The sequence below is a fragment of the Streptomyces sp. NBC_01537 genome, assembly GCF_045040445.1.
Classification (GTDB): domain Bacteria; phylum Actinomycetota; class Actinomycetes; order Streptomycetales; family Streptomycetaceae; genus Actinacidiphila.
The window spans coordinates 1,418,959-1,441,445 of the sequence record NZ_CP109392.1 but is presented as its reverse complement, the minus strand read 5'-3'; the positions used below and the strand labels follow the sequence as shown (position 1 = coordinate 1,441,445).

25 protein-coding genes and 1 tRNA gene are annotated in these 22,487 nt (G+C 71.4%); 15 read left to right on the top strand and 11 right to left on the bottom strand.

Annotated features, from left to right (window positions below):
• Position 1: 1 nt before the first annotated feature.
• The 7 genes from OG607_RS06765 (at position 2) to OG607_RS06735 (ending at position 7,394) form a co-directional block, all read left to right on the top strand.
• The gene (locus tag OG607_RS06765) at positions 2 to 799 is read left to right on the top strand and encodes an ABC transporter ATP-binding protein (RefSeq protein ID WP_405719998.1); all 798 of its coding nucleotides are present in this window, start codon (positions 2 to 4) and stop codon (positions 797 to 799) included.
• Positions 796 to 1,776 (top strand): ABC transporter substrate-binding protein, encoded by a 981-nt coding sequence (locus OG607_RS06760; RefSeq protein ID WP_405719996.1) that lies wholly within the window; start codon positions 796 to 798, stop codon positions 1,774 to 1,776. The genes OG607_RS06765 and OG607_RS06760 overlap by 4 nt, the downstream gene beginning before the upstream one ends.
• A 54-nt stretch (positions 1,777 to 1,830) precedes the next feature.
• A complete protein-coding gene (locus tag OG607_RS06755) occupies positions 1,831 to 2,928 on the top strand; it encodes an LLM class flavin-dependent oxidoreductase (protein WP_405719994.1) in 1,098 nt (365 codons plus the stop codon).
• A 33-nt stretch (positions 2,929 to 2,961) separates the two neighbouring features.
• On the top strand, positions 2,962 to 3,987 hold the full coding sequence (locus tag OG607_RS06750) for an ABC transporter substrate-binding protein (protein WP_405719992.1): 1,026 nt from the start codon (positions 2,962 to 2,964) through the stop codon (positions 3,985 to 3,987).
• Complete coding sequence (locus OG607_RS06745; protein ID WP_405719990.1) at positions 3,984 to 5,120, top strand: acyl-CoA dehydrogenase family protein; 1,137 nt, start codon at positions 3,984 to 3,986, stop codon at positions 5,118 to 5,120. The genes OG607_RS06750 and OG607_RS06745 overlap by 4 nt, the downstream gene beginning before the upstream one ends.
• Positions 5,117 to 6,517 (top strand): FAD-binding oxidoreductase, encoded by a 1,401-nt coding sequence (locus tag OG607_RS06740; RefSeq protein ID WP_405719988.1) that lies wholly within the window; start codon positions 5,117 to 5,119, stop codon positions 6,515 to 6,517. Before OG607_RS06745 ends, OG607_RS06740 begins: the two co-directional genes overlap by 4 nt.
• Positions 6,518 to 6,596: 79 nt before the next feature.
• Positions 6,597 to 7,394, top strand: a complete 798-nt coding sequence (locus OG607_RS06735; RefSeq protein WP_405719986.1) for a VOC family protein — start codon at positions 6,597 to 6,599, stop codon at positions 7,392 to 7,394.
• A gap of 29 nt (positions 7,395 to 7,423) precedes the next feature.
• On the opposite strand, the gene OG607_RS06730 is transcribed toward OG607_RS06735, so the two are convergent.
• Complete coding sequence (locus OG607_RS06730; RefSeq protein ID WP_405719984.1) at positions 7,424 to 8,335, bottom strand: YceI family protein; 912 nt, start codon at positions 8,333 to 8,335, stop codon at positions 7,424 to 7,426.
• Positions 8,336 to 8,535: 200 nt separating this feature from the next.
• Here OG607_RS06730 and OG607_RS06725 point away from each other — a divergent pair, with 200 nt between their 5' ends.
• The 3 genes from OG607_RS06725 (at position 8,536) to OG607_RS06715 (ending at position 10,098) form a co-directional block, all read left to right on the top strand.
• A complete protein-coding gene (locus tag OG607_RS06725; protein ID WP_405719982.1) occupies positions 8,536 to 9,039 on the top strand; it encodes a GNAT family N-acetyltransferase in 504 nt (167 codons plus the stop codon).
• Positions 9,040 to 9,082: 43 nt separating this feature from the next.
• The gene (locus tag OG607_RS06720) at positions 9,083 to 9,541 is read left to right on the top strand and encodes a DUF1569 domain-containing protein (RefSeq protein WP_405719980.1); all 459 of its coding nucleotides are present in this window, start codon (positions 9,083 to 9,085) and stop codon (positions 9,539 to 9,541) included.
• Positions 9,542 to 9,606: 65 nt separating this feature from the next.
• Positions 9,607 to 10,098, top strand: a complete 492-nt coding sequence (locus OG607_RS06715) for a peroxiredoxin (protein ID WP_405719978.1) — start codon at positions 9,607 to 9,609, stop codon at positions 10,096 to 10,098.
• A gap of 227 nt (positions 10,099 to 10,325) precedes the next feature.
• Here the strand turns inward: OG607_RS06715 and OG607_RS06710 are convergent, their stop codons facing one another.
• The 4 genes from OG607_RS06710 to OG607_RS06695 form a co-directional block, all read right to left on the bottom strand.
• Positions 10,326 to 11,150 (bottom strand): SDR family oxidoreductase, encoded by an 825-nt coding sequence (locus OG607_RS06710; RefSeq protein WP_405719976.1) that lies wholly within the window; start codon positions 11,148 to 11,150, stop codon positions 10,326 to 10,328.
• A gap of 86 nt (positions 11,151 to 11,236) precedes the next feature.
• The gene (locus OG607_RS06705) at positions 11,237 to 11,713 is read right to left on the bottom strand and encodes a VOC family protein (RefSeq protein ID WP_405719974.1); all 477 of its coding nucleotides are present in this window, start codon (positions 11,711 to 11,713) and stop codon (positions 11,237 to 11,239) included.
• Between the two features lie 131 nt (positions 11,714 to 11,844).
• Positions 11,845 to 12,594, bottom strand: coding sequence for a response regulator transcription factor (locus tag OG607_RS06700; protein ID WP_405719972.1), 750 nt, complete (start codon positions 12,592 to 12,594; stop codon positions 11,845 to 11,847).
• Positions 12,595 to 12,634: 40 nt separating this feature from the next.
• Entirely contained in the window at positions 12,635 to 13,276 is a 642-nt protein-coding gene (locus tag OG607_RS06695) for a TetR family transcriptional regulator (RefSeq protein WP_405719970.1), read from the bottom strand.
• A 102-nt stretch (positions 13,277 to 13,378) separates the two neighbouring features.
• On the opposite strand from OG607_RS06695, the gene OG607_RS06690 reads away from it, so the two are divergent.
• Positions 13,379 to 13,534 (top strand): hypothetical protein, encoded by a 156-nt coding sequence (locus OG607_RS06690; RefSeq protein ID WP_405719968.1) that lies wholly within the window; start codon positions 13,379 to 13,381, stop codon positions 13,532 to 13,534.
• Between the two features lie 20 nt (positions 13,535 to 13,554).
• Complete coding sequence (locus OG607_RS06685) at positions 13,555 to 13,851, top strand: DUF4190 domain-containing protein (RefSeq protein WP_405719966.1); 297 nt, start codon at positions 13,555 to 13,557, stop codon at positions 13,849 to 13,851.
• On the opposite strand, the gene OG607_RS06680 is transcribed toward OG607_RS06685, so the two are convergent.
• Positions 13,829 to 15,439, bottom strand: coding sequence for an ABC-F family ATP-binding cassette domain-containing protein (locus OG607_RS06680; RefSeq protein WP_405719964.1), 1,611 nt, complete (start codon positions 15,437 to 15,439; stop codon positions 13,829 to 13,831). The two genes, OG607_RS06685 and OG607_RS06680, sit on opposite strands and share 23 nt — an antisense overlap.
• A 315-nt stretch (positions 15,440 to 15,754) precedes the next feature.
• Here OG607_RS06680 and OG607_RS06675 point away from each other — a divergent pair.
• A tRNA-Met gene (locus OG607_RS06675) sits at positions 15,755 to 15,828 on the top strand.
• Positions 15,829 to 15,877: 49 nt separating this feature from the next.
• Here OG607_RS06675 and OG607_RS06670 read toward each other — a convergent pair.
• Positions 15,878 to 16,144, bottom strand: a complete 267-nt coding sequence (locus tag OG607_RS06670) for a DUF6343 family protein (protein ID WP_405719962.1) — start codon at positions 16,142 to 16,144, stop codon at positions 15,878 to 15,880.
• A gap of 53 nt (positions 16,145 to 16,197) precedes the next feature.
• Between OG607_RS06670 and OG607_RS06665 the strand changes: the two genes are divergently transcribed.
• Positions 16,198 to 16,740 (top strand): HAD domain-containing protein, encoded by a 543-nt coding sequence (locus OG607_RS06665; protein ID WP_405719960.1) that lies wholly within the window; start codon positions 16,198 to 16,200, stop codon positions 16,738 to 16,740.
• A 10-nt stretch (positions 16,741 to 16,750) separates the two neighbouring features.
• Positions 16,751 to 17,479 carry a tyrosine-protein phosphatase gene (locus OG607_RS06660; RefSeq protein ID WP_405719958.1) on the top strand — a complete coding sequence of 243 codons (729 nt, stop codon included), beginning with the start codon at positions 16,751 to 16,753 and terminating at the stop codon, positions 17,477 to 17,479.
• A 24-nt stretch (positions 17,480 to 17,503) separates the two neighbouring features.
• On the opposite strand, the gene OG607_RS06655 is transcribed toward OG607_RS06660, so the two are convergent.
• The 4 genes from OG607_RS06655 to OG607_RS06640 all read right to left on the bottom strand — a co-directional run bounded on the left by OG607_RS06655 (position 17,504) and on the right by OG607_RS06640 (position 22,341).
• Positions 17,504 to 17,722 (bottom strand): hypothetical protein, encoded by a 219-nt coding sequence (locus OG607_RS06655; RefSeq protein ID WP_405719956.1) that lies wholly within the window; start codon positions 17,720 to 17,722, stop codon positions 17,504 to 17,506.
• Positions 17,723 to 17,813: 91 nt separating this feature from the next.
• Positions 17,814 to 18,524, bottom strand: coding sequence for a hypothetical protein (locus OG607_RS06650; protein WP_405719954.1), 711 nt, complete (start codon positions 18,522 to 18,524; stop codon positions 17,814 to 17,816).
• Positions 18,497 to 20,359, bottom strand: a complete 1,863-nt coding sequence (locus tag OG607_RS06645; protein ID WP_405719952.1) for an alpha/beta fold hydrolase — start codon at positions 20,357 to 20,359, stop codon at positions 18,497 to 18,499. The genes OG607_RS06650 and OG607_RS06645 overlap by 28 nt, the downstream gene beginning before the upstream one ends.
• Complete coding sequence (locus OG607_RS06640) at positions 20,308 to 22,341, bottom strand: ABC transporter ATP-binding protein (RefSeq protein WP_405719950.1); 2,034 nt, start codon at positions 22,339 to 22,341, stop codon at positions 20,308 to 20,310. Before OG607_RS06640 ends, OG607_RS06645 begins: the two co-directional genes overlap by 52 nt.
• Positions 22,342 to 22,487 lie beyond the last annotated feature (146 nt).

Below are 22,487 nucleotides of genomic sequence, written 5' to 3'. Positions count from 1 at the left end.
GATGACCGACGTATCCGACGTGACCGCCCTGACCGACAGCGTGGAGATCCACGGCCTGACCCGCGCCTTCGACGGCCGCACCGTCATCGACGACCTCGATCTGACCATCGCCAAGGGCGAGTTCGTCGCCCTGCTCGGCCACAGCGGCTGCGGCAAGAGCACCCTGCTCCGCATCCTGGCCGGCCTCGACGACGAGATCACCGGCGAGGTCACGGTCCCCGCCCGCCGCTCCGCCGCCTTCCAGTCGCCCCGGCTGATGCCCTGGCTCAAGGTCTGGCGCAATGTCGTCCTCGGCCTGCCCGGCAGGGCCGACAAGGCGCTGGCCACCCGCTATCTCGCCGAGGTCGGCATCGAGGAGCGGGCCGGGGTGTGGCCCAAGACCCTCTCCGGCGGTGAGGCCCAGCGCGTGTCCCTGGCCCGTGCCCTCGTACGCGAGCCCGAACTGCTCCTCCTCGACGAACCGTTCGGCGCCCTGGACGCCCTCACCCGGGGCAAGGCACAGCGGCTGGTCGGGGAGTTGTGGCAACGGCACGGCTGCTCGATCCTCCTCGTCACCCACGACGTCGAGGAAGCACTCCTGCTCGCCGACCGGATCCTCGTCATGGACGCCGGCGGCATCGCCCACGAGCTGACCGTCGCCCTCCCCCGCCCCCGTGGCCTCGGCTCACCCGAATTCGTCGCCCTGCGCAGCCGCTTGCTCGGCTGGCTCGGCGTCCCCGTCGAAGCAGAGCACGTCACAGCACCGCACGTCACACCACAGCACGTCACAGCACAGCACCTGGAAGGAACCCCCTCATGACCCGCAGACTCCGGGCCCTCGCCGCCGCCCTCGCCCTCGCCGCCACGGCCTTCGCGGCCACCGGCTGCGGCGGCGACGCGGCCAGCGCGGACGCCTCGACGTCCGGCAAGGTCACCCTCACCATCGGCGACCAGGCCAAGAGCCTGCAGACCCTCCTCAACGCCTCCGGGGTGCTCAAGGGCACCTCGTACAAGGTGAAATGGGCCGAGTTCGAGGGTGCCGCCCCCCTCTTCCAGGCCCTCCAGGCCGGCGCCGCCGACACCTCCTACGCCGCCGACCTCCCCACCCTCCAGGCACAGAGCGGCGGCGTGCCGGTCAAGGGCGTCGCCGCCCTGCACAACGACGGCTCCGCCGTCGGCATCGTCGTCCAGAAGAACTCCGCCGTGAAGTCCGTCGCCGACCTGAAGGGCAAGAAGGTCGTCGTCTCCTCGGCCAAGGGCAGCATCGCCGAATACCTCCTGGCCAACGCCCTGCAGCAGGCCGGTCTGAAGTACTCCGACGTGACCGTGCAGTATCTGCTTCCCACCGACGCCCAGGCCGCCTTCACCGCCGGCAAGATCGACGCCTGGGCCACCTTCGGTGTCTACAAGGCCGTCGCCGTCCAGCAGGGCGGCCGCCAGATCATCGACGGCACGGACGGCCGCGTCAGCGGCTACGGGTTCATCGGCGCGTCGGACAAGGCGCTGGCCGACGCGGGCAGGAAGGCCGCGATCAAGGACTTCCTGGTCCGCCTGGACAAGGCCCTGACCTGGAGCGGCACCCACCAGGCGGCGTACGCGCAGGCCATCGAGAAGGCGAGCGGCGCCAAGGCGGCCGTGGCGCAGCTGATCGTCAAGCAGAGCTACGGCCAACTGGTGCCGATCACACCGGCGGTGACCAAGGCCGTCCAGGAGGTCGCCGACACCATGCACGGCATCAAGGTCCTGGACCCGAACGTGCAGGTCGCCGACTCGGTCGACACGAGCCTGTTCAAGTAGTCCGGCGCCTGAGGGCACCGCGCCCGGCACCCCCGATCCCGTCAAGGAGCCCCCATGCCCGTGGAATTCATCAGCGCCATCCACCCCAACCGAGCCTCCGACGGGGAGCCCGTCCTCGGCCTCGGCATCGACCCCGACCACACCCGCAAGTTCGCCCGCGCCCTCGACGACGGCGGCTTCGACTACACCCTGGTCGCCTACCACTCCTCCTCGCCCGACGCCCTCCAGCTCGCCCAGTTCGTGGTCAACCACACCGAGCGGCTCAAGCCGATGCTCGCCCACCGCCCCGGCGTGATCTTCCCGACCCACGCGGCCCGTGCCTTCGCCACCCTGGACCGGATCAGCAAGGGCCGGCTCGCGGTGCACATCATCTCGGGCGGCAGCGACGAGGAGCAGCGCCGCGAGGGCGACTACCTCTCCAAGTCCGAGCGCTACGCCCGCTCGGACGAATACATCCAGATCCTGCGCAAGGTGTGGTCCGCCGACGGCCCGGTCTCCCACGAGGGCGCGCACTACCGCTTCGAGGGCTTCAGCTCCCAGGTGACGCCCTATCAGACCACCATCCCGGTCTCCGTCGGCGGCTCCTCGCAGGACGCGTACCGCGTGGGCGGACAGCAGGGCGACATCTTCGGCCTGTGGGGCGAGCCGCTCAAGGAGACCGCCGAGCAGATCGCCTCCGTCAACGCCTACGCCGACGAGGCCGGCCGCCCCCGGCCACGGATCTGGGTGTCGTTCCGGCCGATCATCGCCCCGACCGACGAGCTGGCCTGGGAGAAGGCCCACCGGATCCTCGGCCAGGTGAAGGCCGGGCACACCGAGCGCGCCAAGAACACCCACTACCCGGTCTTCGGCACCGGCCGCCCGGCCAATGTCGGCTCGCAGCGCCTCCTCGACGTAGCGGCCCGTGGCGATCTGCACGACCGCGCCCTGTGGACCCCCCTGGCCACCGCCACCAACGCCTCCGGCTCCACCACCGCGCTGGTCGGCTCGCCCGAAACCGTGGCGAAGGCGCTGCTGGACTACGTCGACATCGGCTGCGAGCTGCTGTCCATCCGGGGCTGGGACCCGCTCAACGACGCCATCGACTACGCCCGCTTCGTCCTCCCGCTGGTCCGCCAGGAACTCGCCCACCGCGCCCAGACGGCCGCGTAGTCCGCCCGACCCGACATGAAGGAAACCATCACCGTGTTCCGCAGATCCGCCGTCGCCCCCCTGGCCACCCTCGCCGTCACCGCCCTCGGCCTCTCCCTCCTCACCGCCTGCGGCGGAGACGCCGACGCCAGGAGCAGCAGCTCTGGCGGCCTGTCCTCGGTCACCCTCAAGGTGGGCGACACCGGCTGGGCCCGGCTCCAGGCCGCCCTCAAGCTCGCGCACCTCGACGACACCCCCTACAAGGTGAAGTGGAGCGTCTTCCAGGGCGGTGATCTCCAGCTCCAGGCCGTACGCGCCGGAGCGCTGGACGTGGCGTCCTCCAGCGAGATCCCGCCGATCTTCGCGGCCTCCGACGGCAAGGCCAACTTCAAGGTCGTCGCCGTACAGAAGGGCAACACCCTGCTCCAGGAGGTCGTGGCCCCCAAGGGCTCGAAGATCACCTCCATCGCCCAGCTCAAGGGCCAGAAGGTCGGCTACGTCAAGAACACCACCGCCCACTACTTCCTCTACGAGCTCCTCAAGCAGGCCGGCCTGAAGTGGTCCGACATCAAGGCCGTACCGCTTCTCCCCAACGACGGCCTGGCCGCCCTCAACGGCGGCTCCATCGCCGCCTTCGCCTCGTACGGCGGGACCATCATCGCCGCCCACCAGCAGGGCGCCACGACCATCGGCTCGGGCAGGGACATCCTGTCCGGCAACTTCCTGTGGGAGGGGTCGGACAGCACCATCGCCGACAAGACCGAGCGCGCGGCGCTGGCCGACCTCATCGCCCGGGTCAGCAAGGCGTACGCGTACATCCGCGACGGCCACGAGAAGGACTTCGCGCAGGTCACCGCGACCGCCACCAAGCAGCCGGTGAGCCAGGCGCTGCAGCAGATCCAGGACGGGGAGAAGCAGCGCCCGACCGTGGCCGGGGTCACCGGCGAGGCCGCGATCGCGTCGCAGCAGAAGGTCGCCGACGTGTTCGAGGAACTGGGCGCGCTGAACCGGCCGCTGAAGGTCTCGTCGTTCTGGACCGACGACCTGAACACCGACCTGGAGAAGGCACTCGCCTCATGACGCAGAACCTGAACCTCCTGCACGACGTCACCGCGCGCCTGGCCGCGACCGCCGAGGAGTACGACCGCACCGCGGCCTTCCCCTCGGCGGGCATCCGGGCCGTCCACGAGGCCGGGCTGCTCACCGCGACCGTCGGCGAGCAGTACGGCGGCTCCGGCCTCGGGGTCGCGGGCACCGCCCGCATCCTGCACGCGCTGGGGGAGGGGGACCCGTCGGTCGCCCTGATCAGCGCCATGACGATCAACGTGCACGCCCTCCAGGCCCGGCGCCCGCACTGGCCCGAGGGCCTGTACAAGCGGATCCTCGCGGAGTCCGAGCAGGGCCCGGTGCTGCTCAACCACGCCCGCGTCGAGCCCGAGCTGGGCTCCCCGGCGCGGGGCGGGCTGCCCGCGACCACCGCCCGGCGTACGGGGACCGGCTGGTCCATCAGCGGCAGCAAGCGCTTCGTCACCGGAGCCGAGGGCCTGGACTGGTTCCTGGTCTGGGCCACCACCGACGAGCCCGAGCCCCGGGTCGGGACCTTCGCCGTCCCGGGCTCGGCCCCCGGCATCGAGATCAGCAGCCGATGGGACCACCTGGGCCTGCGGGCCAGCGGCAGCCACGACATCACCTTCCACGAGGTCGAGGTGCCGGACGAGAACCTGGTCGACGTGGCGCTCCAGGGCCCCGGCGCCGAACAGGACAACCGTGCCCTCGCCGCTCTCCACCTGCCGCTGAACGCCCTCTACCTGGGCGTCGCCCGCGCCGCCCAGAGCTACTTCCACCGCTTCGCGCACGAACGCGTCCCCAGCAACCTCGGCCACCCCGTCGCCGGCACCGAACGCTTCCGGCGCGCAGCCGGCGAGATCGAGCTGCTGCTCACCGCCGCCGAGCAGTTGGTCCTCACCGGCGCCGAACGCGTCGACGCCGGGGACGGCACCTACACCCCCGAGCAGGCGCTGGGCACCAAGGTGCTGGCCGCCCGGCACGCCCTCACCGCCGTGGAAACGGCCGTCCGGCTGCTCGGCAACCCGGGCCTGAGCCGCGCCAACCCCCTGGAGCGGCACTACCGCGACATCCAGTGCGCCCCGGTCCACGCACCGCAGGACGACATCGTGCTGCTGGCCCTGGGGAAGGCGGCGCTGAGCCGATGACCAGCGCCCTCACCACGGAGCGGGCCACCGCCGGAGCCCGCCTGCTCGGCCTGCTCGCCCGTGACCTCGCCCCCGACCGGCTGACCACCGATCCCGGCGGCACGGCCGCGTACGCCGCCGACCGCTCCGGCACCCGCCCGGACGGGCAGCCGCTGGCCGTCGTCCACGCCGCCCGTACCGACGACGTACGGATCGCGCTGCGCCACGCGAACGGCCTGCGCGTGCCGGTCGTGCCGCGCGGCGCCGGGACCGGGCTGTCCGGCGGGGCGACGGCCGATGAGGGCAGCCTGGTCCTGGACCTCACCCGGATGAACCGGATCTGCGAGATCGCGCCGGACGACCAGCTCGCGGTGGTCGAACCGGGCGTCATCACCGCGGACCTCGACCGGGCCGCCGCCACGCACGGGCTGCGCTACGCCCCCGATCCGGCCAGCGCCGCGATCTCCACCGTCGGCGGCAACATCGCCACCAACGCGGGCGGCCTGCGCTGCGCCAAGTACGGGGTGACGCGGGACAGCGTCCTCGGCCTGGAGGCAGTGCTCGCCGACGGCACGGTCATCCGCACCGGCCGCCGTACGGTCAAGGGCGTCACCGGCTATGACCTGACCGCCCTGCTGACCGGCTCCGAGGGCACGCTGGGCGTCATCACCTCGGCCACGCTGCGGCTGCGGCCCGTACCGGTCGCGACGGTGACCGTCGCCGCGTACTTCGGCACCTTCGAGGCGGCGGCGGACGCGGCCACCGCGATCACCGCGGCCCGGGTCGTGCCCGCGATGGCCGAGCTGCTGGACGGCCCGGTCCTCGGCGCGATCGACGACGCCCAGGGCTCCGGCCTGCGGGGGAGCGGCGAGGCGCTGCTCCTGGTCCAGTGCGACGGAGCCGGCGCCCTCGCGGAGGCCGAGGAGGTGGTACGGGTCCTGCGCAAGGCCCGGGCCGTCTCCGTGCGGCTCACCGGGGACCCGGCCGAGGCGGACGCGCTGCTGGCCGCCCGCCGCCTGGCGCTGCCGTCCATCGAGCGGGTCGGCCGCCCGCTGATCGAGGACATCGCCGTGCCGCGCTCCCGGCTCGCCGAGGCGGTGCGCGAGATCGCGGCCATCGCCGCACGCAACGACGTACGGATCTTCACCCTCGCGCACGCCGCCGACGGCAATCTGCACCCGATCCTGGTGGTCGATCCCGCGTTGCCGGGGATCCCGGAGGTCGCCTGGCGGGCGGCCGGCGAGGTCTTCGCCACCGCGCTGCGCCTCGGCGGCACGCTGACGGGCGAGCACGGGGTCGGGCTGCTCAAGCGCCGGTGGGTGGCCGACGAGCTCGGGCCCGACAATCACGCTCTGCAGCAGCGCCTGAAGGCGGCCTTCGATCCCAACGGCATCCTCAACCCGGGCAAGGCCATATAAGAGGCCGCAAATACCGCGATTGTCAGTGCCCGGTGCAAGACTGTTGGCGACCAGGGAAGCCCCCGTCAAAGGAGCACTCATGCTCACCACCAACTTCGTCTCCGGCGCCCCCAACTGGCTGGACCTGGGTTCGCCCGACCTCAAGTCCTCGGTCGCCTTCTACACCGGCCTGTTCGGCTGGACGCACCTCGACCTCGGCCCCGACGCGGGCGGCTACGGGTTCTTCCAGCTGAACGGCAGGACGGTCGCGGCCGTCGGCCCGCTGATGGCCGAGGGCCAGAACCCGGCGTGGACGGTGTACTTCCAGACGCCGGACGCCGATCTCAGCACCAAGACGGTCGAGCAGGCCGGCGGCACGGTCCGGGTGCCTCCGATGGAGGTCTTCACGGACGGCCGGCTCGCCCAGTACACCGACCCGGCGGGCGCCGAGTTCGCCGTCTGGGAGCCCAGGGACACCAAGGGCCTGCAGGTCGTCACCGACCCGGGGTCGCTGTGCTGGACCGAGCTGCACACCACGGACGCGGCCGCCGCCCGCAGCTTCTACCGCGCGCTCTTCGCGTGGGACACGCAGGACATGCCCATCCCCGGCGGGCTCACGTACACCGTCGTCTCCACCACCAACGGCGGGCAGGAGGCCTCGATCGGCGGCATCATGCAGCTCGGCGAGGACCAGCTCGCGGCCGGCACGACCTCGCACTGGCTGCCGTACTTCGAGGTGACCAATGTCGACGCGGTCGTCGCCAAGGCGGAGGCCACCGGCGGCTCGGTCCGGATGCCGGGAGTGGACATGGAGGGGGTCGGCCGCATGGCGGCGCTCGTCGACCCGTCCGGTGCGGCCTTCTCCGTCATCAGGAGCCAGCCGGCGGCCGGTGGCTGACCCCGAAGCCTGTCCGGAGGCCGCGCCTGTTACTCCGGCGGGGTCGGGGTGTCGTGGCTGGAGTACATGGCCTGGATGTCCAGTTCCAGCTGGATCGTCTGGCCGATGACCGCGATGCCCCGGGCGAGCATCTTCCTCCAGTTCAGCGTGTAGTCCTCCCGGTGGAGTTCGGTCCTGGCCATGGCGGCGCAGCGCAGCTCCTCGCCGTAACCGCCGGTCGCCAGGCCGAGGTAGTTCGTTTCGAGGCCGATCGAGCGGCTCACGCCGTGCAGGGTCAGATGGCCCTGCACGGTCCACTTCGAGCCGGCGCGGTGCACGAAGCGGTCGCTGGCGAAGTGGAGATAGGGGTATCTGTCGACCTCGAGGAAGTCCGGGGAGCGCAGGTGCTGGTCCCGGGTCTTGTTGCCGGTGTTGATGCTCGCGGCCGCGATGCGGACCTCGACCTTGGAGTCCTCCATCCGGTCCGCGACGTAGAGGCGCCCCTCGAAGTTGTCGAAGCGGCCGTGCACGTTCGCCATGCCCACGTGCTTGGCGATGAAGCGGATCGAACTGTGCGGCGGGTCGAAGATCCAGGTGCCGGGCGCGGGCAGCTCCTGCTGCGGCGAGGGCGCCAACTGCACCTGGCCGATGGGGGACTGGAGTCCCTCGGCTATCTCCACCGTGCCGCGGTACGGCTGCAGGCTGTCGGCGGTGATCGTCACGGTGTAGTTGCCGGGCGGCAGCGTGGCCAGGAAGGCGCCGTACGGGTCGCTGGTCGCCTTCACCCGGGTCCGGCCGCTGCCGATGTCGGTCACGGTGATCTCGGCGCCGCCCATCGGCTGGCCGATGGAGTCGACGACCTGGCAGCTCAGGAGTCCCGCGCCCGGGGCGATCGGTGGCAGCAGCCCGGAGCCCCCGCTGTCGGTCCTCGAACGCTTGCGCCGAAGCAGCGCGAATGCCATGGCAGCCTGACCTTTCGCCGGTTGCTCACCGGGGTGGGTGCGGAGGTCGAGCCAAACCCTAGAGGGTTACATCCCACATGTGTGAATCCATGTCATCCGACTTCATTCACCTCATCCGGTTACCAATCGGTATCACGATCACATCGCTATCCATGTCGCGAACCTATGGCGCAGGCGCAGGCCGGGGCTACGCTCCCGCCGTGACACTCATCGAGACCGAACGCCTGCGCCTGCGTCCGCTGACCACCGGCGACGTGGACGCCTTTGTCGCGCTGCATCAGGACGAGCGGGTGAACCGCTTCGTCGGTGCGTACACCCACCGCCAGGCGCTGGAACGGCTCAGCGGCATCGAGACCCAGTGGGCGACCCGCGGCCACGGGCTGTGCGCCGTCGAGCTCAAGACGACGGGGGAGTTCCTCGGCCGCTGCGGCCTGCACTACTGGCGGCAGTTCGACGAGACCGAAGCGGGCTGGACCCTGCGAGCCGAGGCCTGGGGCCAGGGCTACGCGACCGAGGCCGCCCGGGCCGTCGTCGACTGGGGCTTCGACTGCCTCGGGCTCGACCTGATCACCGCGATGATCCACCCCGGCAACACCGCCTCCGAACGCGTCGCCGCGCGGCTCGGCTTCACGCGAAGCCGCGAGGCCGTCCTGTTCGGCAAGCGCGTCGATGTGCATGTGCTCAAGCGGGGCGACAGCCACTGACCGGTGCTCGCCGGGCCCGTGGCGTGCGCTTACTCTGGCCGTCATGACCGAGAACTCCCTCAGCACCCTGGCCGACCGCCTGCGCACCGACATCGCCGAAGGGCGTGACGAAGCCGCCGTCCTGGCCCCCGGCAGTGTCTGGAACCTGTCGCAGACCGTCCAGCACTGCGCCCAGACCGTCGGCTACTCGGTATCCGGCTATCCCAAACTCAAGCCGGCCCTGGTGCGGGCCGTCATCGGGCCCGTCGTGAAGAAGGCGTTCCTGCGGCGCGGGGCGATGAAGCACCCGCTGGGCGCCGTGATCGAGGGGGCGCCCGCGCTCGATCCGGCCCTGCCGGCGGGCGAGGCGACGGCCCAGCTGGACGAGGCCGTGAAACTGTTCACCGCGCATGCAGGCGCGCACGCCCCGCATCCCACCTACGGGCGCTGCACGCACGAGGAGTTCGCGGCGCTGCATGCCCTGCACCTGGCCGAGCACCTGCCGGGACTCGCGGTCATCTGACAGTCATACTGGTTTTCGCAGTTGACGCAGGCAACCAGTTGTACACCCCACAAAGGACTGACTCCATGGCCAAGACCCCCGAAGTCGGCACAGCGGCCCCCGACTTCACCCTGCCCGGACTTCTCGTGGGCGCCGACGGCGAGGCCCCGCGCGGTAGTTACGCGCTCTCCGGGCAGCTCGGCACACCCCTGGTCCTGGCCTTCTACCCCGGTGACAACACGGCCGTGTGCACCAAGCAGCTGTGCTCGTACACCTCCGACCTGGAGCGCTTCAAGGACCTCGGGGCGACGGTCTGGGGGATAAGCCCCCAGGACCTGGACAGTCACGAGTCCTTCGCGCGCCGCCACGACCTGGCCTTCCCGCTGCTCGCCGACACCGACCGCGAGGTGGCGAAGGCCTACGGCATCGCCGTCCCCGGACTCGGCCTGCGCCGCTCGGTGTTCATCGTCGACGCGGCCGGGACCGTGCGCTGGAAGCATGTGGCCCTGGCCGGGCTGACCTTCCAGAGCACGGACACCCTCACCGAGGAGCTCACCAAGGCGCTAGGCCGCTTCTGATGGATCTCCGTGGCGTCGCGTGCCCTGGCGCCAGCGCTCGCGGCGTTGCCGAAACGCCCACAGGAAACCACCCTGTGGGCGCTCCGGCGCCTTGCGATCACAGGCGCCGCTGTGACATCAGCCGCTGGCGCGGCGGGCCGCTCCTTCTTCCACGGAGATCCATCAGAAACGGCCTAGCAGCGAGCTGAATCCAGCCCGTCCGGCGATGGGGCCGGCCGGCCCCGTCGTCACCTGTCGCGCACGGCGGCGAACACGCCGCCGTCGACGAGGATGTCGATGCCGTTGAGGAAGCTCGCCTCGTCCGAGAGCATGAAGGCGACGACGGCGGCGACCTCCTCCGAGGTACCGGTCCGGCCGAGCGGCGTCGCGGCGATGAGGCGCTGCATCGAGGCCTGCTTGGCCGCCTCCTGCCGCCCCTGCGGGGTGTCGATGATGCCGGGGGCGAGCGAGAGCACGCGGGCGCCGACCGAACCGAGCCGCACCGCCTCCTTGCGCGCGAACCGGGCAACGCCGTACTTGGCCCACGGGTAGGCCAGGGTGGACTGCTCGAGGTCCGGACCGACGGCCTCAAGGATCCGGTCGAGGAAGTCCTCGTGCAGCGGGTCGTCGAGGATCGCGCCGACGGCCGGCTCGGGGGCGACGCCCGCGAGCAGGGGGGACATCGAGGAGAAGTAGACGTGCGCGGTGCCCTCGGTGGCCAGTGGGCGGAGCGCCTCGGCCAGGAGAGCGGTGCCGATGAGGTCGACCTCGAAGATGCGGCGCCAGTCGGCCATGCTGGGCGAGATGCCCGCCGCGTGGGCGACGGCCCGCAGCGTGCCGGCCTGGGCTACGCGATCGGCGAGCCGGGCCAGGCCCTCGCGGTCGGTGACGTCCAGGCCGAACGCCTCGGCGGTGGCCCGGCTGCCCGCGTCGTTGAGGTCCTTCGCGACCGCGGCCGCTCCCTCCTCGTCCCGGTCGACGAGCAGCAGCACGTCCACCGTGTCGGCGAGCCGCCGTGCGCAGGCCTCTCCCATCCCGCGTCCGGCGCCGGTGACTATTCCTACGGTCGTCATATGTCTCTCCTCGGTGGAGTGGTGTTCTGTGCGTTCAGGGGAGTTGGGGGGAGTTCGGGGCGAGTTCGGGGGCGGGCGGGCCGGGGCTACTGGGCCCAGGCACGCTCCAGGGAAGGCTTGGCGGCCCTGCTGACCAGCTCGACCCGGAAGCCCGTCTCGCCGCCGCTGCGCAGGAACGCGAAGAACAGCCCGCCGTCGGGGCCCTTGCGGGTCGCCTCGATCACGTAACCGTGGCGCTCGAGTTCGGCGACGTCGGCGGCTACGTCGTCGGACCAGTAGCCGAAGTGGTGGATGCCGGAGCCGGGCGTCGGCTCCCACAGGGTCCCGGGGATACGCCGGACGATCTCCAGCAGGGGCGCCGAGGTCGTACCGGACGCCCGCGAGTACGCGCACCGGAAGTCGAGGCTGGTGTCGCCGTCCGGCAGGGCGACTTCGGTGGGCCCGCCCATGTCGTCGGACCACTCGAACCCGAACAGCTTCGAGAGCTGCTTCTTCGTCGCCTCGAAGTCTTCGGCGACGATGCCCACATGGAACTGGTCCGAGGGCCGCAGGGTGTTGGCCATGGGTACCTCCTCAAGGTCTCAGATCTCGTATGGAAGCGGGATGATCTGACGTTTCGCGGACGGCTTCCAGACAATTGCCGGACGTGACGGGCGTCACATCCGGATGACCTGAGGGCACCCGGGCCGGCGGCTCAGTCCCGCGGGCTCCCGAGCCAGTAGCCGAAACCCCTGCTCGTGTGGATCAGCACGGGCTCCCCATCCCCCCGGTCCACCTTCTGCCTCAGTCGGGAGACGAGCTTCTCGATGGCCTCGCTCGCCCTGAACTCGCCCCAGACCTGCCGGCTGATCTGCTCCTTCGACACCACGCACTCCGCGTTCGCCAGCAGGTGGCGCAGCAGCCGGTACTCGGCGGGGGTGAGGCCGAGCGGCCTGGGACCGCGCCGGGCCTGGCGGGTCGCGTCGTCCAGCAGCAGGTCGCCGTAGCCGGATCCCTCCGCGTCCCGCTCGGGACGCCGGCCCCGCAGCAGGACCTCGGCCCTGGCCAGGACTTCCGTGGTCCGCACGGGCTTGGTGACGTAGTCGTCCCTCCTCCTGCCGAGTTCGGGAAGGAGGGTGTGGAGGTAGTCGCAGGTGATCAGGAAGAGCAGCGGCGGCACGTCCACCAGGGCGGGCCGGCGGCCCCGGGCCAGGTGCTTCAGGTCCGGCAGCGTGGCGTCCCAGACCACCAGGTCGAACCGGCGCCGCTGCATCCGCGCGATACCCTCCGCGCCACTGCCCGCCACCCCGGCGACGTGGTAGCCGGCCAGTTCCAGCGTCGTGGTGAGCAGGTCGGTCTCGCCGGGATCGTTCACGACGATCAGGACGTCCCACCCGCCACGACGCAGCGGCGACGGCTTCTCGATGAGGTTCCCCATGACAAGACCTTCGGCGATCGTAGGCATGCGGTCACGGTAACAGGTGTTTGCCTAAGTCAAGTAAGAACTAGCGCACCATCTGGCCATCGAGCCAGTGCCGCCGGCCGAGGTACATCAGGTAGAGCTGCCGACGCGCGGTCCGCGCGATCCGGGCCTCCGCCTCGGTGTCCCCGGCCGGCGCCTCCATGAAGGCGGTGGCCGTCATGAGCATGCGGTCGACATAGAGCTCGGAGAGCATCCGCAGGTCGTCCGCGCTCCAGCCGGCCGACAGGGGCTGTGCGGCGAGCGCCGCGCCCACCTCGTCCGCGAACTGGCCGAGTTCGGCGGCGATCGCCTCCCGTACCAGCTGTACGCCGCCGTGCCGTTCCCGCGCGATGAAGCGGATGTGGGCGCGGTGCCCCCGTACGTGCGCGGCGATGACGTCGACTGTGCGCTGGATGACCTCGGCGGCGTCGTCCTGCTCGTCGAGAATCGCCTGGATCATCGCGTGCAGGCTGCCCAGCGCCTCCCTGACGAGGGCGACTCCGAGGTCGCCGATGCCCTGGAAGTGCCGGTAGAAGCCGGCCGGCGCGACCCCCGCGGCGCGGGTGACCTCGCGCAGGCCCAGGCTGCTCAGGCTCTGGTTCTCCAGCAGGCGCAGGCCCGCGTCGAGGAGGGCCTGACGGGTTTGCAGCTTTTGGGCCTGTCTGACCCCGAGGGTGTGACTCATGTCATCCAGTAAACAACCGTTCGCTGAGTCTGGCGAGTCCGGACGGGCCTAGACTCATAAGTCAGTGAACAAGTGTTTTTCCAATCCGGGAAAGGCCGGCTCATGACCCTCCTTGTCGTCCTGGTCGCCTTCGGGGTCCTCCTCGGCGCCGCCTCGTACACCTCCCTCCCCGTCCTGATGGTCGGCGTCGGAGTCGTCGGGGCCTGGCTGCTCGCCTTCGCCATCCGCGAGGGCATCTCGCACACCCGCAATCGCTGACATCCCTGGGGGAGACCATCATGAACACCTACGCACCCACCGAGCCCGCCCGCACCCTCCCGACGGAGCGCACCGAGAACACCGAGCGGGCCGACGGCATGGCCGTCGCCTCCTTCATCCTCGGCCTCATCGGTCTGCTCGCCTTCAACATCGTGCTCGGCCCCTTCGCGCTGGTCCTCGGCGGCATCGCCCTGGTGCGCGGCACCCGCCGCCCGGCGCGCGCCATCCTGGGCCTGTTCCTCGGCGCGGCCGACCTGGTCGTACTGGTCGTGCTGGTCACCATGCACCACGGCATCATCTGGCCGTTCGGTCTGTGAGCTCGCCGTCCAGCCGCAGCCACCGCGTGATCCCGACCCCCTCCAGGAACGGCAGATCGTGGCCGGCCACGATCAGCGCCCCCTGATACGAGGCCAGCGCGGCGGTGAGCCGGCGGACGCTCGCCAGGTCCAGGTTGTTCGTCGGCTCGTCGAGCAGCAGCAGCTGCGGCGCCGGCTCGGCCAGCATCAGCGCCGCCAGCGCCGCCCGGAAGCGCTCGCCGCCCGACAGCGTGCCGGCCGGCTGGTCGGCACGCGCGCCCTTGAAGAGGAACCGGGCCAGCCGTGACCGGATCTGGTTGTCGGTCGCGGCCGGCGCGAAACGGGCTACGTTCCCGGCGACGGTCAGCCCGTCGTCCAGGATGTCCAGCCGCTGCGGGAGGTAGCGCACCGGCACATGTGCCAGCGCCTCACCCGCCACCGGTGCGATCTCGCCCGCGATCGTACGCAGCAGGGTCGACTTCCCGGCGCCGTTCCGGCCGGTGAGCGCGATCCGCTCGGGCCCGCGCACATCGAGCCCGGCCGCCCGGGCCCCGTACCGCAGCTCCAGCCCGCGCAGCGTCAGCACGGTCCGGCCGGCCGGCACGGCGGTGTGCGGCAGGTCGACGCGGATCTCGTCGTCGTCCCGGACCGCCTGGGCGGCCTCGTCCAGCCGTTCCCTGGCCTCCTCCAGCTTCTCGGCGTGCAGGGTGCGGTGCTTGCCGGCGGAGACCTCGGCCTTCCGCCTCAGGCCATTGGCCACCATCTTCGGGACCACCTTGTTCTCGAAGCTCTTCTGCCCGTAGCGGGCCCGCCGCGCCAGCGTGACCTGGGCGTCGGCCAGTTCGCGCTTCTGCCGCTTCATGTCCGCCTCGGCGACCCGCAGCATGCGCTCCGCCGCCTCCTGCTCGACGGCCAGCTGCTCCTCGTACGCCGCCAGATTGCCGCCGTACCAGCGGACCTCGCCGTCGCGCAGATCGGCGATCCGGTCGACCAGGCCGAGCAGCTCACGGTCGTGCGAGACGACCACCATGACCCCGTTCCAGGCCGCGACGGCCTCGTACAGCCTGTGCCGCGCCTCCAGGTCCAGGTTGTTGGTCGGCTCGTCCAGCAGCAGCACATCCGGGCGGCGCAGCAGCAGCGCCGCCAGCCGCAACAGCACCGACTCGCCGCCCGACACCTCCCCGATGGTGCGGTCGAGGGTGATGTGCGGGAGGCCGAGCTGGTCCAGGGCCGCCCGCGCCCGCTCCTCCACGTCCCAGTCGTCGCCGACGGCGGTGAAGTGCTCGTCGGCCGTGTCGCCCGACTCGATGGCGTGCAGAGCCCTGCGGGCGGCCGCGATGCCCAGCGCCTCGTCGACCCGCAGTGCGGTGTCCAGGGCCACGCCCTGCGGGAGGTAGCCCACCTCGCCGGTGGTCCTGACCAGGCCGGCGGAGGGTGTCAGCTCGCCCGCGACCAGCTTGAGCAGCGTGGACTTGCCGGAGCCGTTGAGGCCGATGAGCCCGGTGCGGCCGGGCCCGACGACGAGCTGGAAGTCGTCGAAGACGGCTCTCCCGTCCGGCCAGGCGAAGGAGAGGTGAGAGCAGGTGATCGAGGTGGGTGAGTGCCCCATACGGGCCTCCTGGTTGCTCGTGGTGACTATGGCAACGCGTGGAGACACCGGGATACGGCGAGGAGGCAGGACAGGGACAGGGACACTGAAGGCGGCCCGCTGCCGAGGTCGACGTATCCGGACCGCGCGCGGGCGCGGTCGGTGTCTCATGACCTCAGACGAGCAACGGCCTTCTCCTATCGGCGGCAACAGGGCCGGGGGAGAAGTTACGGGCAGGACGCGGGGCCGTGCAACGCGTTTTCCCGCGCACCGTTCCCCGGCCCGTAAAAGCGATTTGGTTATGCGGCCCGCACCCCGTAGGGTTGTGTTCAACGACGCGGGGTGGAGCAGCTCGGTAGCTCGCTGGGCTCATAACCCAGAGGTCGCAGGTTCAAATCCTGTCCCCGCTACTGAAGTGGAGGGCCCGGAGGCTGCAGCCTCCGGGCCCTTTCACGTTGCTCAGCGTCTGTCCAGCGGCTCGTACGGGGGCACATCCGGCCCCGGCTGCCAGTGCGGGCCCTGCCGGATACGGTGCACGATCACCGCCAGATCCACCGCCGCGACCACCGCCACGACCCCCAGGGCGATCGCCCACCCGGGCTCGCCCACCACGGCGAACAGCACCGTCCCGGCCACGGCCCAGACCAGCCCCCACACCGCGAACACCAGGCGCATCCTCAGCGGGCTGCGCGCGTGTGCGGGCTCGTTTCCGCTACGGATGGGCATACGCACCTCCCACCGGGCTCTTACCCCGCCCGAGGCCGGTTATCGTGCTGATCATGCCGACCCCGCAGCCCCAGCCGCTCCTCCTTCTCGACGTGGACGGCCCGCTGAACCCCTACGCGGCCAAAGCACACCGCCGTCCCCCGGGATACACCACGCACCGCATGCTCCCCGGCGACTGGGTGGCGCGGCACGCCGCCCGGGGCGAACGGGCCAAGCCGCTGCGCGTCTGGCTGAACCCGGATCACGGTGCGGCCCTGCTCGGTCTGCCGTACGAGCTCGTATGGGCCACGACCTGGATGCATGACGCGAACACGCTGATCGCACCGCAGCTCGGCCTGCCCGGACTGCCGGTCATCGAATGGCCGCGGATGTTCCACGACGACGTGGACGGCATCCACTGGAAGACCCGCCATGTCGTCGACTGGGCCGCCGGACGTCCGTTCGCCTGGGTCGACGACGAATTCGGCGAGCGCGACCCCGAGTGGGTGCGCGAACACCATGCCGGGCCTGCGCTGCTGCATCACGTCGACCCACGCGTCGGCCTCACCGACCGGGACTTCGAGGTTCTGAAGGACTGGGCCTCGCACCGACTGTAGGGTGCCGCCGGTGACCCGACACATCGAGTTCGAGCGGCTCTACAACTTCCGTGACCTCGGCGGCTATCCGTCGGGCGACGGCCGTACGCTGCGGTGGGGACGCCTGTACCGGTCCGACGCGCTGTCGAAGCTGGCGGGCGAGGACCTGGCGCGGTTCCGGGCACTCGGTGTGCGTACGGTGATCGACCTGCGCTATCCGTGGGAGATCGCGACGCGGGGCCGGGTGCCGGAGAGCGAGGGGCTGGCGTATCACAACCTGAGCATCGAGCAGCGGCCGGTGGACCAGCCGGCGCTTGGCGCGGAGGTCGAGCCGGTGCGCTTCTTCGCCGATCTGCACGCGGAGGTGGCCCAGGACGGGGCCGGGGAGCTGCGGCAGGTGCTGGAGCTGATCGCGGCCGACGGGAACGGGCCGTTGGTCTTCCACTGCGCGGCGGGCAAGGACCGCACCGGGCTGGTCGCGGCGCTCGTGCTCGCGCTGATGGGTGTGGGGGAGGAGGACATCGTCGCCGATTACGCGCTGTCGGAGCCGGCGACGCTGCGGATGGTCGCGGACGGCGTGGCGGGCGGCAGGGATCCGCAAGGCGTTTGGCCGGGCTTCGGGCTGGCGCCGGCCGAGTCGATGCGGATGTTCCTGGCATGGCTGAAGGACGAGTACGGATCGGTGGAGGGCTACGCCCGCGAGCGGCTGGGGGCGGGACAGGGGCTGGTCGAGGAGCTGCGTACCAGGTTGCTGGAGTGACGGGCAAGCCAGGCGGCGAGTAGGTCAGTTGTTGCGGGGGTGGCGCTTGGCGGTTCGTTCGTTGCCGCGCTTGTAGTTGCCGGTCCAGCGAGCCATCACGAGCTGCGGGTCGCCGCTGCGAGCCTCCGCCAGGAATTCCTGCGCCCGCGCCCCGCGCAGCCGTGCGGCCACCCGGGACCCGTGGGTGACGACAACGGTCCCGTCAGGCCATTCCTCGTAACTGAACCCTGACGCTGCAGACAAGGCTCCCCCTCAGGCGCCGGATGTGGGACGGCGTCAGCGTCGCACATCCGGCATGGCCCCGGCCATCGGATATCGGGTCACCTGTCGTTTGTCAGAACTTGAGGCCGTGGACGGTCAGCCAGTCGCCGGCGGTGGGCCGGTAGCCGTAAACCGTGTTCAGGCCGCGTACGACGCCGGGCATGTGCGCGGCGCCGTAGACCACGGCGATGTCGATGGGCTCGCCCGCCCGCTCCTCGTGGAGGCGGGAGAGGGCGGCGACGAGCAGGGCGTCGCGGTCGCCGAGGATCAGGGCGTCGAAGTGGCTGTCGCTGAGCCAGTCCATGTTGTCCTCGATGTTGAGGCTGACGGACCGGGCGACGAATTTCCGGCCGCCCATCAGCAGGAGGACGAACACCGCGAGCGGCAGGGTGAGAAGGAAGAGCACGAACTTCAGGTAGGCGGAGAGCGGCCGCCGGACGCGCGACACGGCGTCCTCCGGCTCGGGATCGTGGGTGTCGGGCCAGATCAGGGGTACGCCGAGCGAGTCGTAGTCGATGTGCTGGTAGACCAGCTCCGAGGAGCGCGCGCGGTGCATGAAGCCGTAGAAACCGAGCCGGAGGCGGTTGAAGCGGCGCGGTGACTCGGGGTATCCCTCGGCGACGACCACATCGCAGTCGCCCAGCCGTGCCGCGATCTCGTCGTAGTACGCCTGCGAGCCGAAATGGAGCATGCAGAAGAGGTGGAACCGCAACGGCGTCTCCCGGCGCTGCAGTACCCATACCGCGGAACGGACGCTCAGCCCGGTCGCCTCGACGAACTGCACACCGGTTCGGACGAGCCCGGCCCGGCTCCCGGTTCCAGGAGCGCGGCGAGGTAGTTCTCCAGCCTTCCGGCGAGCACCTCGGCGGTCAGGTCGGCGCGTCCGAGTCGGCGCCAGGGCCCGGCGATCCGCTCGGCGTCGGGGGCGAAGCACAGGGTGTCGAGCAGCCGCCAGTACAGGTGGTCGGCGGGATCCTCGGTCAGCCGGCCGCCCTCGGCGGTGTAGCGGTCGACGAAGCGCAGGGCGGCGTCCGGGCCGTGCAGCAGTGCGAGGTTGGTCGAGCAGTGGGCCACGTCCAGATCGGCCGGACCCCAGGAGGTCTCGACCCAGTCGACGACACCGCTGATCCGGAGGGAGTCGCCCGCGCCGCTGAACAGGACGTTGCCGGGGTGGAAGTCGCGGTGCAGGAAGCGGCCTTCGTAGGCGGGCGGCGTACGCCGGAGGACATCGACAGCCCGTCGCCACAGCTCCGGGCGGCGGGTGGTTGCGGGGACCTGTACGCGCTCGGCGGAGGTCCAGGCCTGGTAGAGGCGAGGGCGGTCGGCTTCCGGGGGCCGGACGGTGTGGATCCGCAGGAGCTGGCGGGCCAGGAGGCCGATCCGCTGGTCGAGTTCGTCCTCGTCCAGCCGGACCGCGCCGGGGAGGAGGGACATCAGCAGCGAGGGATCGTCGCAACTCTCGCCGGTGGCGTCGACTGCGTGCAGCTCGGGTACCGGAATGCCGGTGCCGGCCAGCAGCGTGAGGATCTCCGCCTCGCGGGTGAGCAGGCCGGGAGCGTGATGGCGGAAGAACGGCAGGACGAAGGACCGAAGCACCAACTCCCGCTCCCCGTCCGGGCCCTGGACACGCAGGCGGCGCATGTGCGAGGTGATGCCGCCGTGCAGCCGGTACGCGTCGCTGACGCGCTCGCCGCCGGGGAGGCACTTCTCGACCCATGCCCGGGTCCGCGTCCAGCCCGGCCCGTCGGCTGGCCCTGTCCGGGCGATCAGGGGCGGATAGGCCGCGGCGTCTGGCGCGGTGCATCGCAAGGCGCCGGAATGCCCGCAGACTGGTTTGTCTGCGGGCATTCCGGCAACGCCGCGAGGCGCCGTGTCAGACGTCGCGGACCCGGCCATGATCGCCCGGACAGGGCCTAGCAGGGCGTCGACGAACCGCGCACGGTCCTCGGCGTTGTCGCGGAACCACAGCCCCAGCTGATGGTCCGCCTGTTCGAGGACGACATGGGTGAACCGTGCCCGGGTCTCCAGAGCGTCCGCGATCTCCTCCGTCACGGCCGGCGGGATCACCGCGTCGGTGGCCGGCACGGCGAGCACCGCCCGGCCCTCGTAGGCCCGGAACACATCGAGCGCCGCCGACCGCCGCCAGCTCTCCGGCTCCCGGATGATCCCGGTGAAGCCCGCGTCGAAGCGTACGGACCAGGCCTCGGCCGCGTACACGGCGGGCGCGCACAGCCCGAGGGCGGTCACGCGGGGGCCGTGATGCGCCACCAGATCGGCGACCGTCTGGCCGCTCATGCTGAAGCCGACCAGGATCAGGTTGTCCCCGGGCGGGACGTGACGGTCGATGACGGCGCAGGCCTGCCCGAAGCGCCGGGCCAGGCTCAACTCCCGCAGCTCGCCGGAGCTTTCGCCGTGGCCGGAGAAGTCGAAGGCGAGCGCCCGGCACCCGCGCGCCGCGAAGTCGTCCATCAGGGCGCCGAGCCGCCCCTTCTCACTGGTACCGGCGCCGTGCAGGAAGAGGACCGTCGTGCTCGCGTCCGGCCCGTGAGGGGCTCTGGCGGAGCAGCTCAGCTGTTCGCCGTCGCAGTCGAGGACGAAGTGTTCGGGCTCTGGTCGCATGAGTTCGATCTTAGGGACGGCGATGACGCCGAGTACCGCGCCGCCTGCATCTGGAACAGCTCCCGGTAGCGGCCCTCCGCCTGGTCCAGCAGCTCGTGGTGGCTGCCGTACTCCACCAGCCTGCCCTCGTGCAGCACGTAGATGATGTCGGCGTCGCGCACGCTGCTCAGCCGGTGCGTGATCAGGACGACGGTCTGCCCGTCCCCGGCCAGGCCCCGGATCCGGTCGAAGGTCTCCAGCTCGGCGCGCGGGTCCAGGGCGCTGGTGGGTTCGTCGCAGATGAGCAGGGGCGCATCGCGATAGCGGGCGCGGGCGATCCCGAAGCGCTGCCACTGGCCGCCGGACAGCTCGACCCCGCCGTGGAACTGCCGGGCCAGCAGGGTGCGCAGGCCGCGCGGCAGGGTGTCGGTGATGGCGTCCGCACCGGCGTACGCGGCCGCCCCGTCCAGCCGCTCGCCGTCGCCGGCCGGGGCTTCGGGCCGGCCGATGGCGATGTTGGTGCCCGCCGTGAAGGGCCATCGCTGGAAGTCCTGGGAGACCAGGGCGACCCGGCCGAACAGCTGGTCCCGGTCGGCGGTCGCGGCGTCGACGCCGTCCCAGGTGATCCGGCCGGAGTCGGGCGCGTAGAGCCCGGCCAGCAGCTTGGCCAGCGTCGACTTCCCGCTGCCGTTCTCACCGACGAGCGCCACGACCGTCCCGGCGGGGATGCTCAGGCTGACGCCGTCCAGGGCGGGGGTCCCGCGGCCCGGATAGGTGAAGCTGACCTCCTCGAACCGTATCTCCGCCGGTACGGCCGGCAGCCCGGCCCCGCCCGCCGGGATGGCGTACTGCTCGGCCTCCACGATCAGCTTCTCCAGGTCCGCCACGAACAGCGCCTCCTCGTACAGCCTGTTCACATGCGTCACCAGCGCCGCCAGGCTCGCCGAGCCGGTCCGTATCGCCAGCACCGCCGTCCCCGCCACCGACAACTGCATCCCGCCGGTCAGCAGCAGCCCGGCCAGCGCCCCGTACGTCGCCAGGGTCGCCGCCCCGCTCAGCGTCGCCGCCGTCAGCTCGGTGGCTGCCTTGCCGTCGGCCAGGCGGGTCTGCTCGGCCTCGGAGGCCTCCGACATGGCGCGGAAGTGCCCGAGCAGATACGACCCGACGCCGTGCACCCGTACCTCCTGGGCGGCGGTGTCGTCGATCAGCAGCTGCCCGAGCAGCCGCGCCGCCCGTACGTGCTCGATCCACGTCTGCATGGACGCGTACCGCCGCCGCGACACCCGCAGAGCACCCCAACTGCGCGGCAGCGCGATCAGTGCCAGCAGCGGCAGCAGCACCGGATGCAGCACGGTCAGCACCCCGGCCGCCGCCGCGAACGCGAACAGGCCGTTCACCACCGCCACGCACGCCCCGATCATGTGCCGCGCGGAAGTCGCCCCGTACTGCGCCGAGTCCAGCAGACGGTGGAACTCCGCGTCCTCGATCGCCGCCAGCTCCACCCGGGCCGCCCGCTCCAGATACCGCTCCGTGGCGACCCGTTCCACCTTCGGCTCCAGCCGCCCCGTCCCCGCCGTCGACCCCGAGGCCAGCAGCGCGTTCAGCACCGCGATCACGGCCGCCACCACCAGGGCCGGCAGCGCGTCCTTCAGCCGCTCCTGCGTACCCCCGCCCGCGAACAGCGCCCGCAGCACCTCGTTGGTCACCACCAGCCCCGCCGCCTGCACCACCCCCTGCCCCACCTCGCACCCGCCCACCACCAGCAGCGCCCGCCGGTCCGCCGCCCAGGCCAGCCGCACCGTCCCGCCCACCAGCCCCGGCAGCCTGCGCACCATCGCCCACAGCGACAGCTCCAGGAACGCGCGCTCGTGCTGCGACCACCCCGTGTCGTACCGCAGCCGGCCCCCGAACAGCACTTCCTCGCTCTCCGACACGGGCTGGGCGGCGCGCTTGTCGCGGCGTACGAAGAGGCTTGTGAAGGTCCGTGTGAAGGTCCGTCCCATCGCGCCATGGTGCGGGGGCGCGCGCGTGGTGCGGCAGGGAGCATTCACGGCGCACTGACCACGGGATGCCGTCCGCCGGATTGACCTTGCCCGTGGGAGAAGCGCGACGGTGGTGGCGAATTCGTTCACCGAACCGGAAGGGGGGC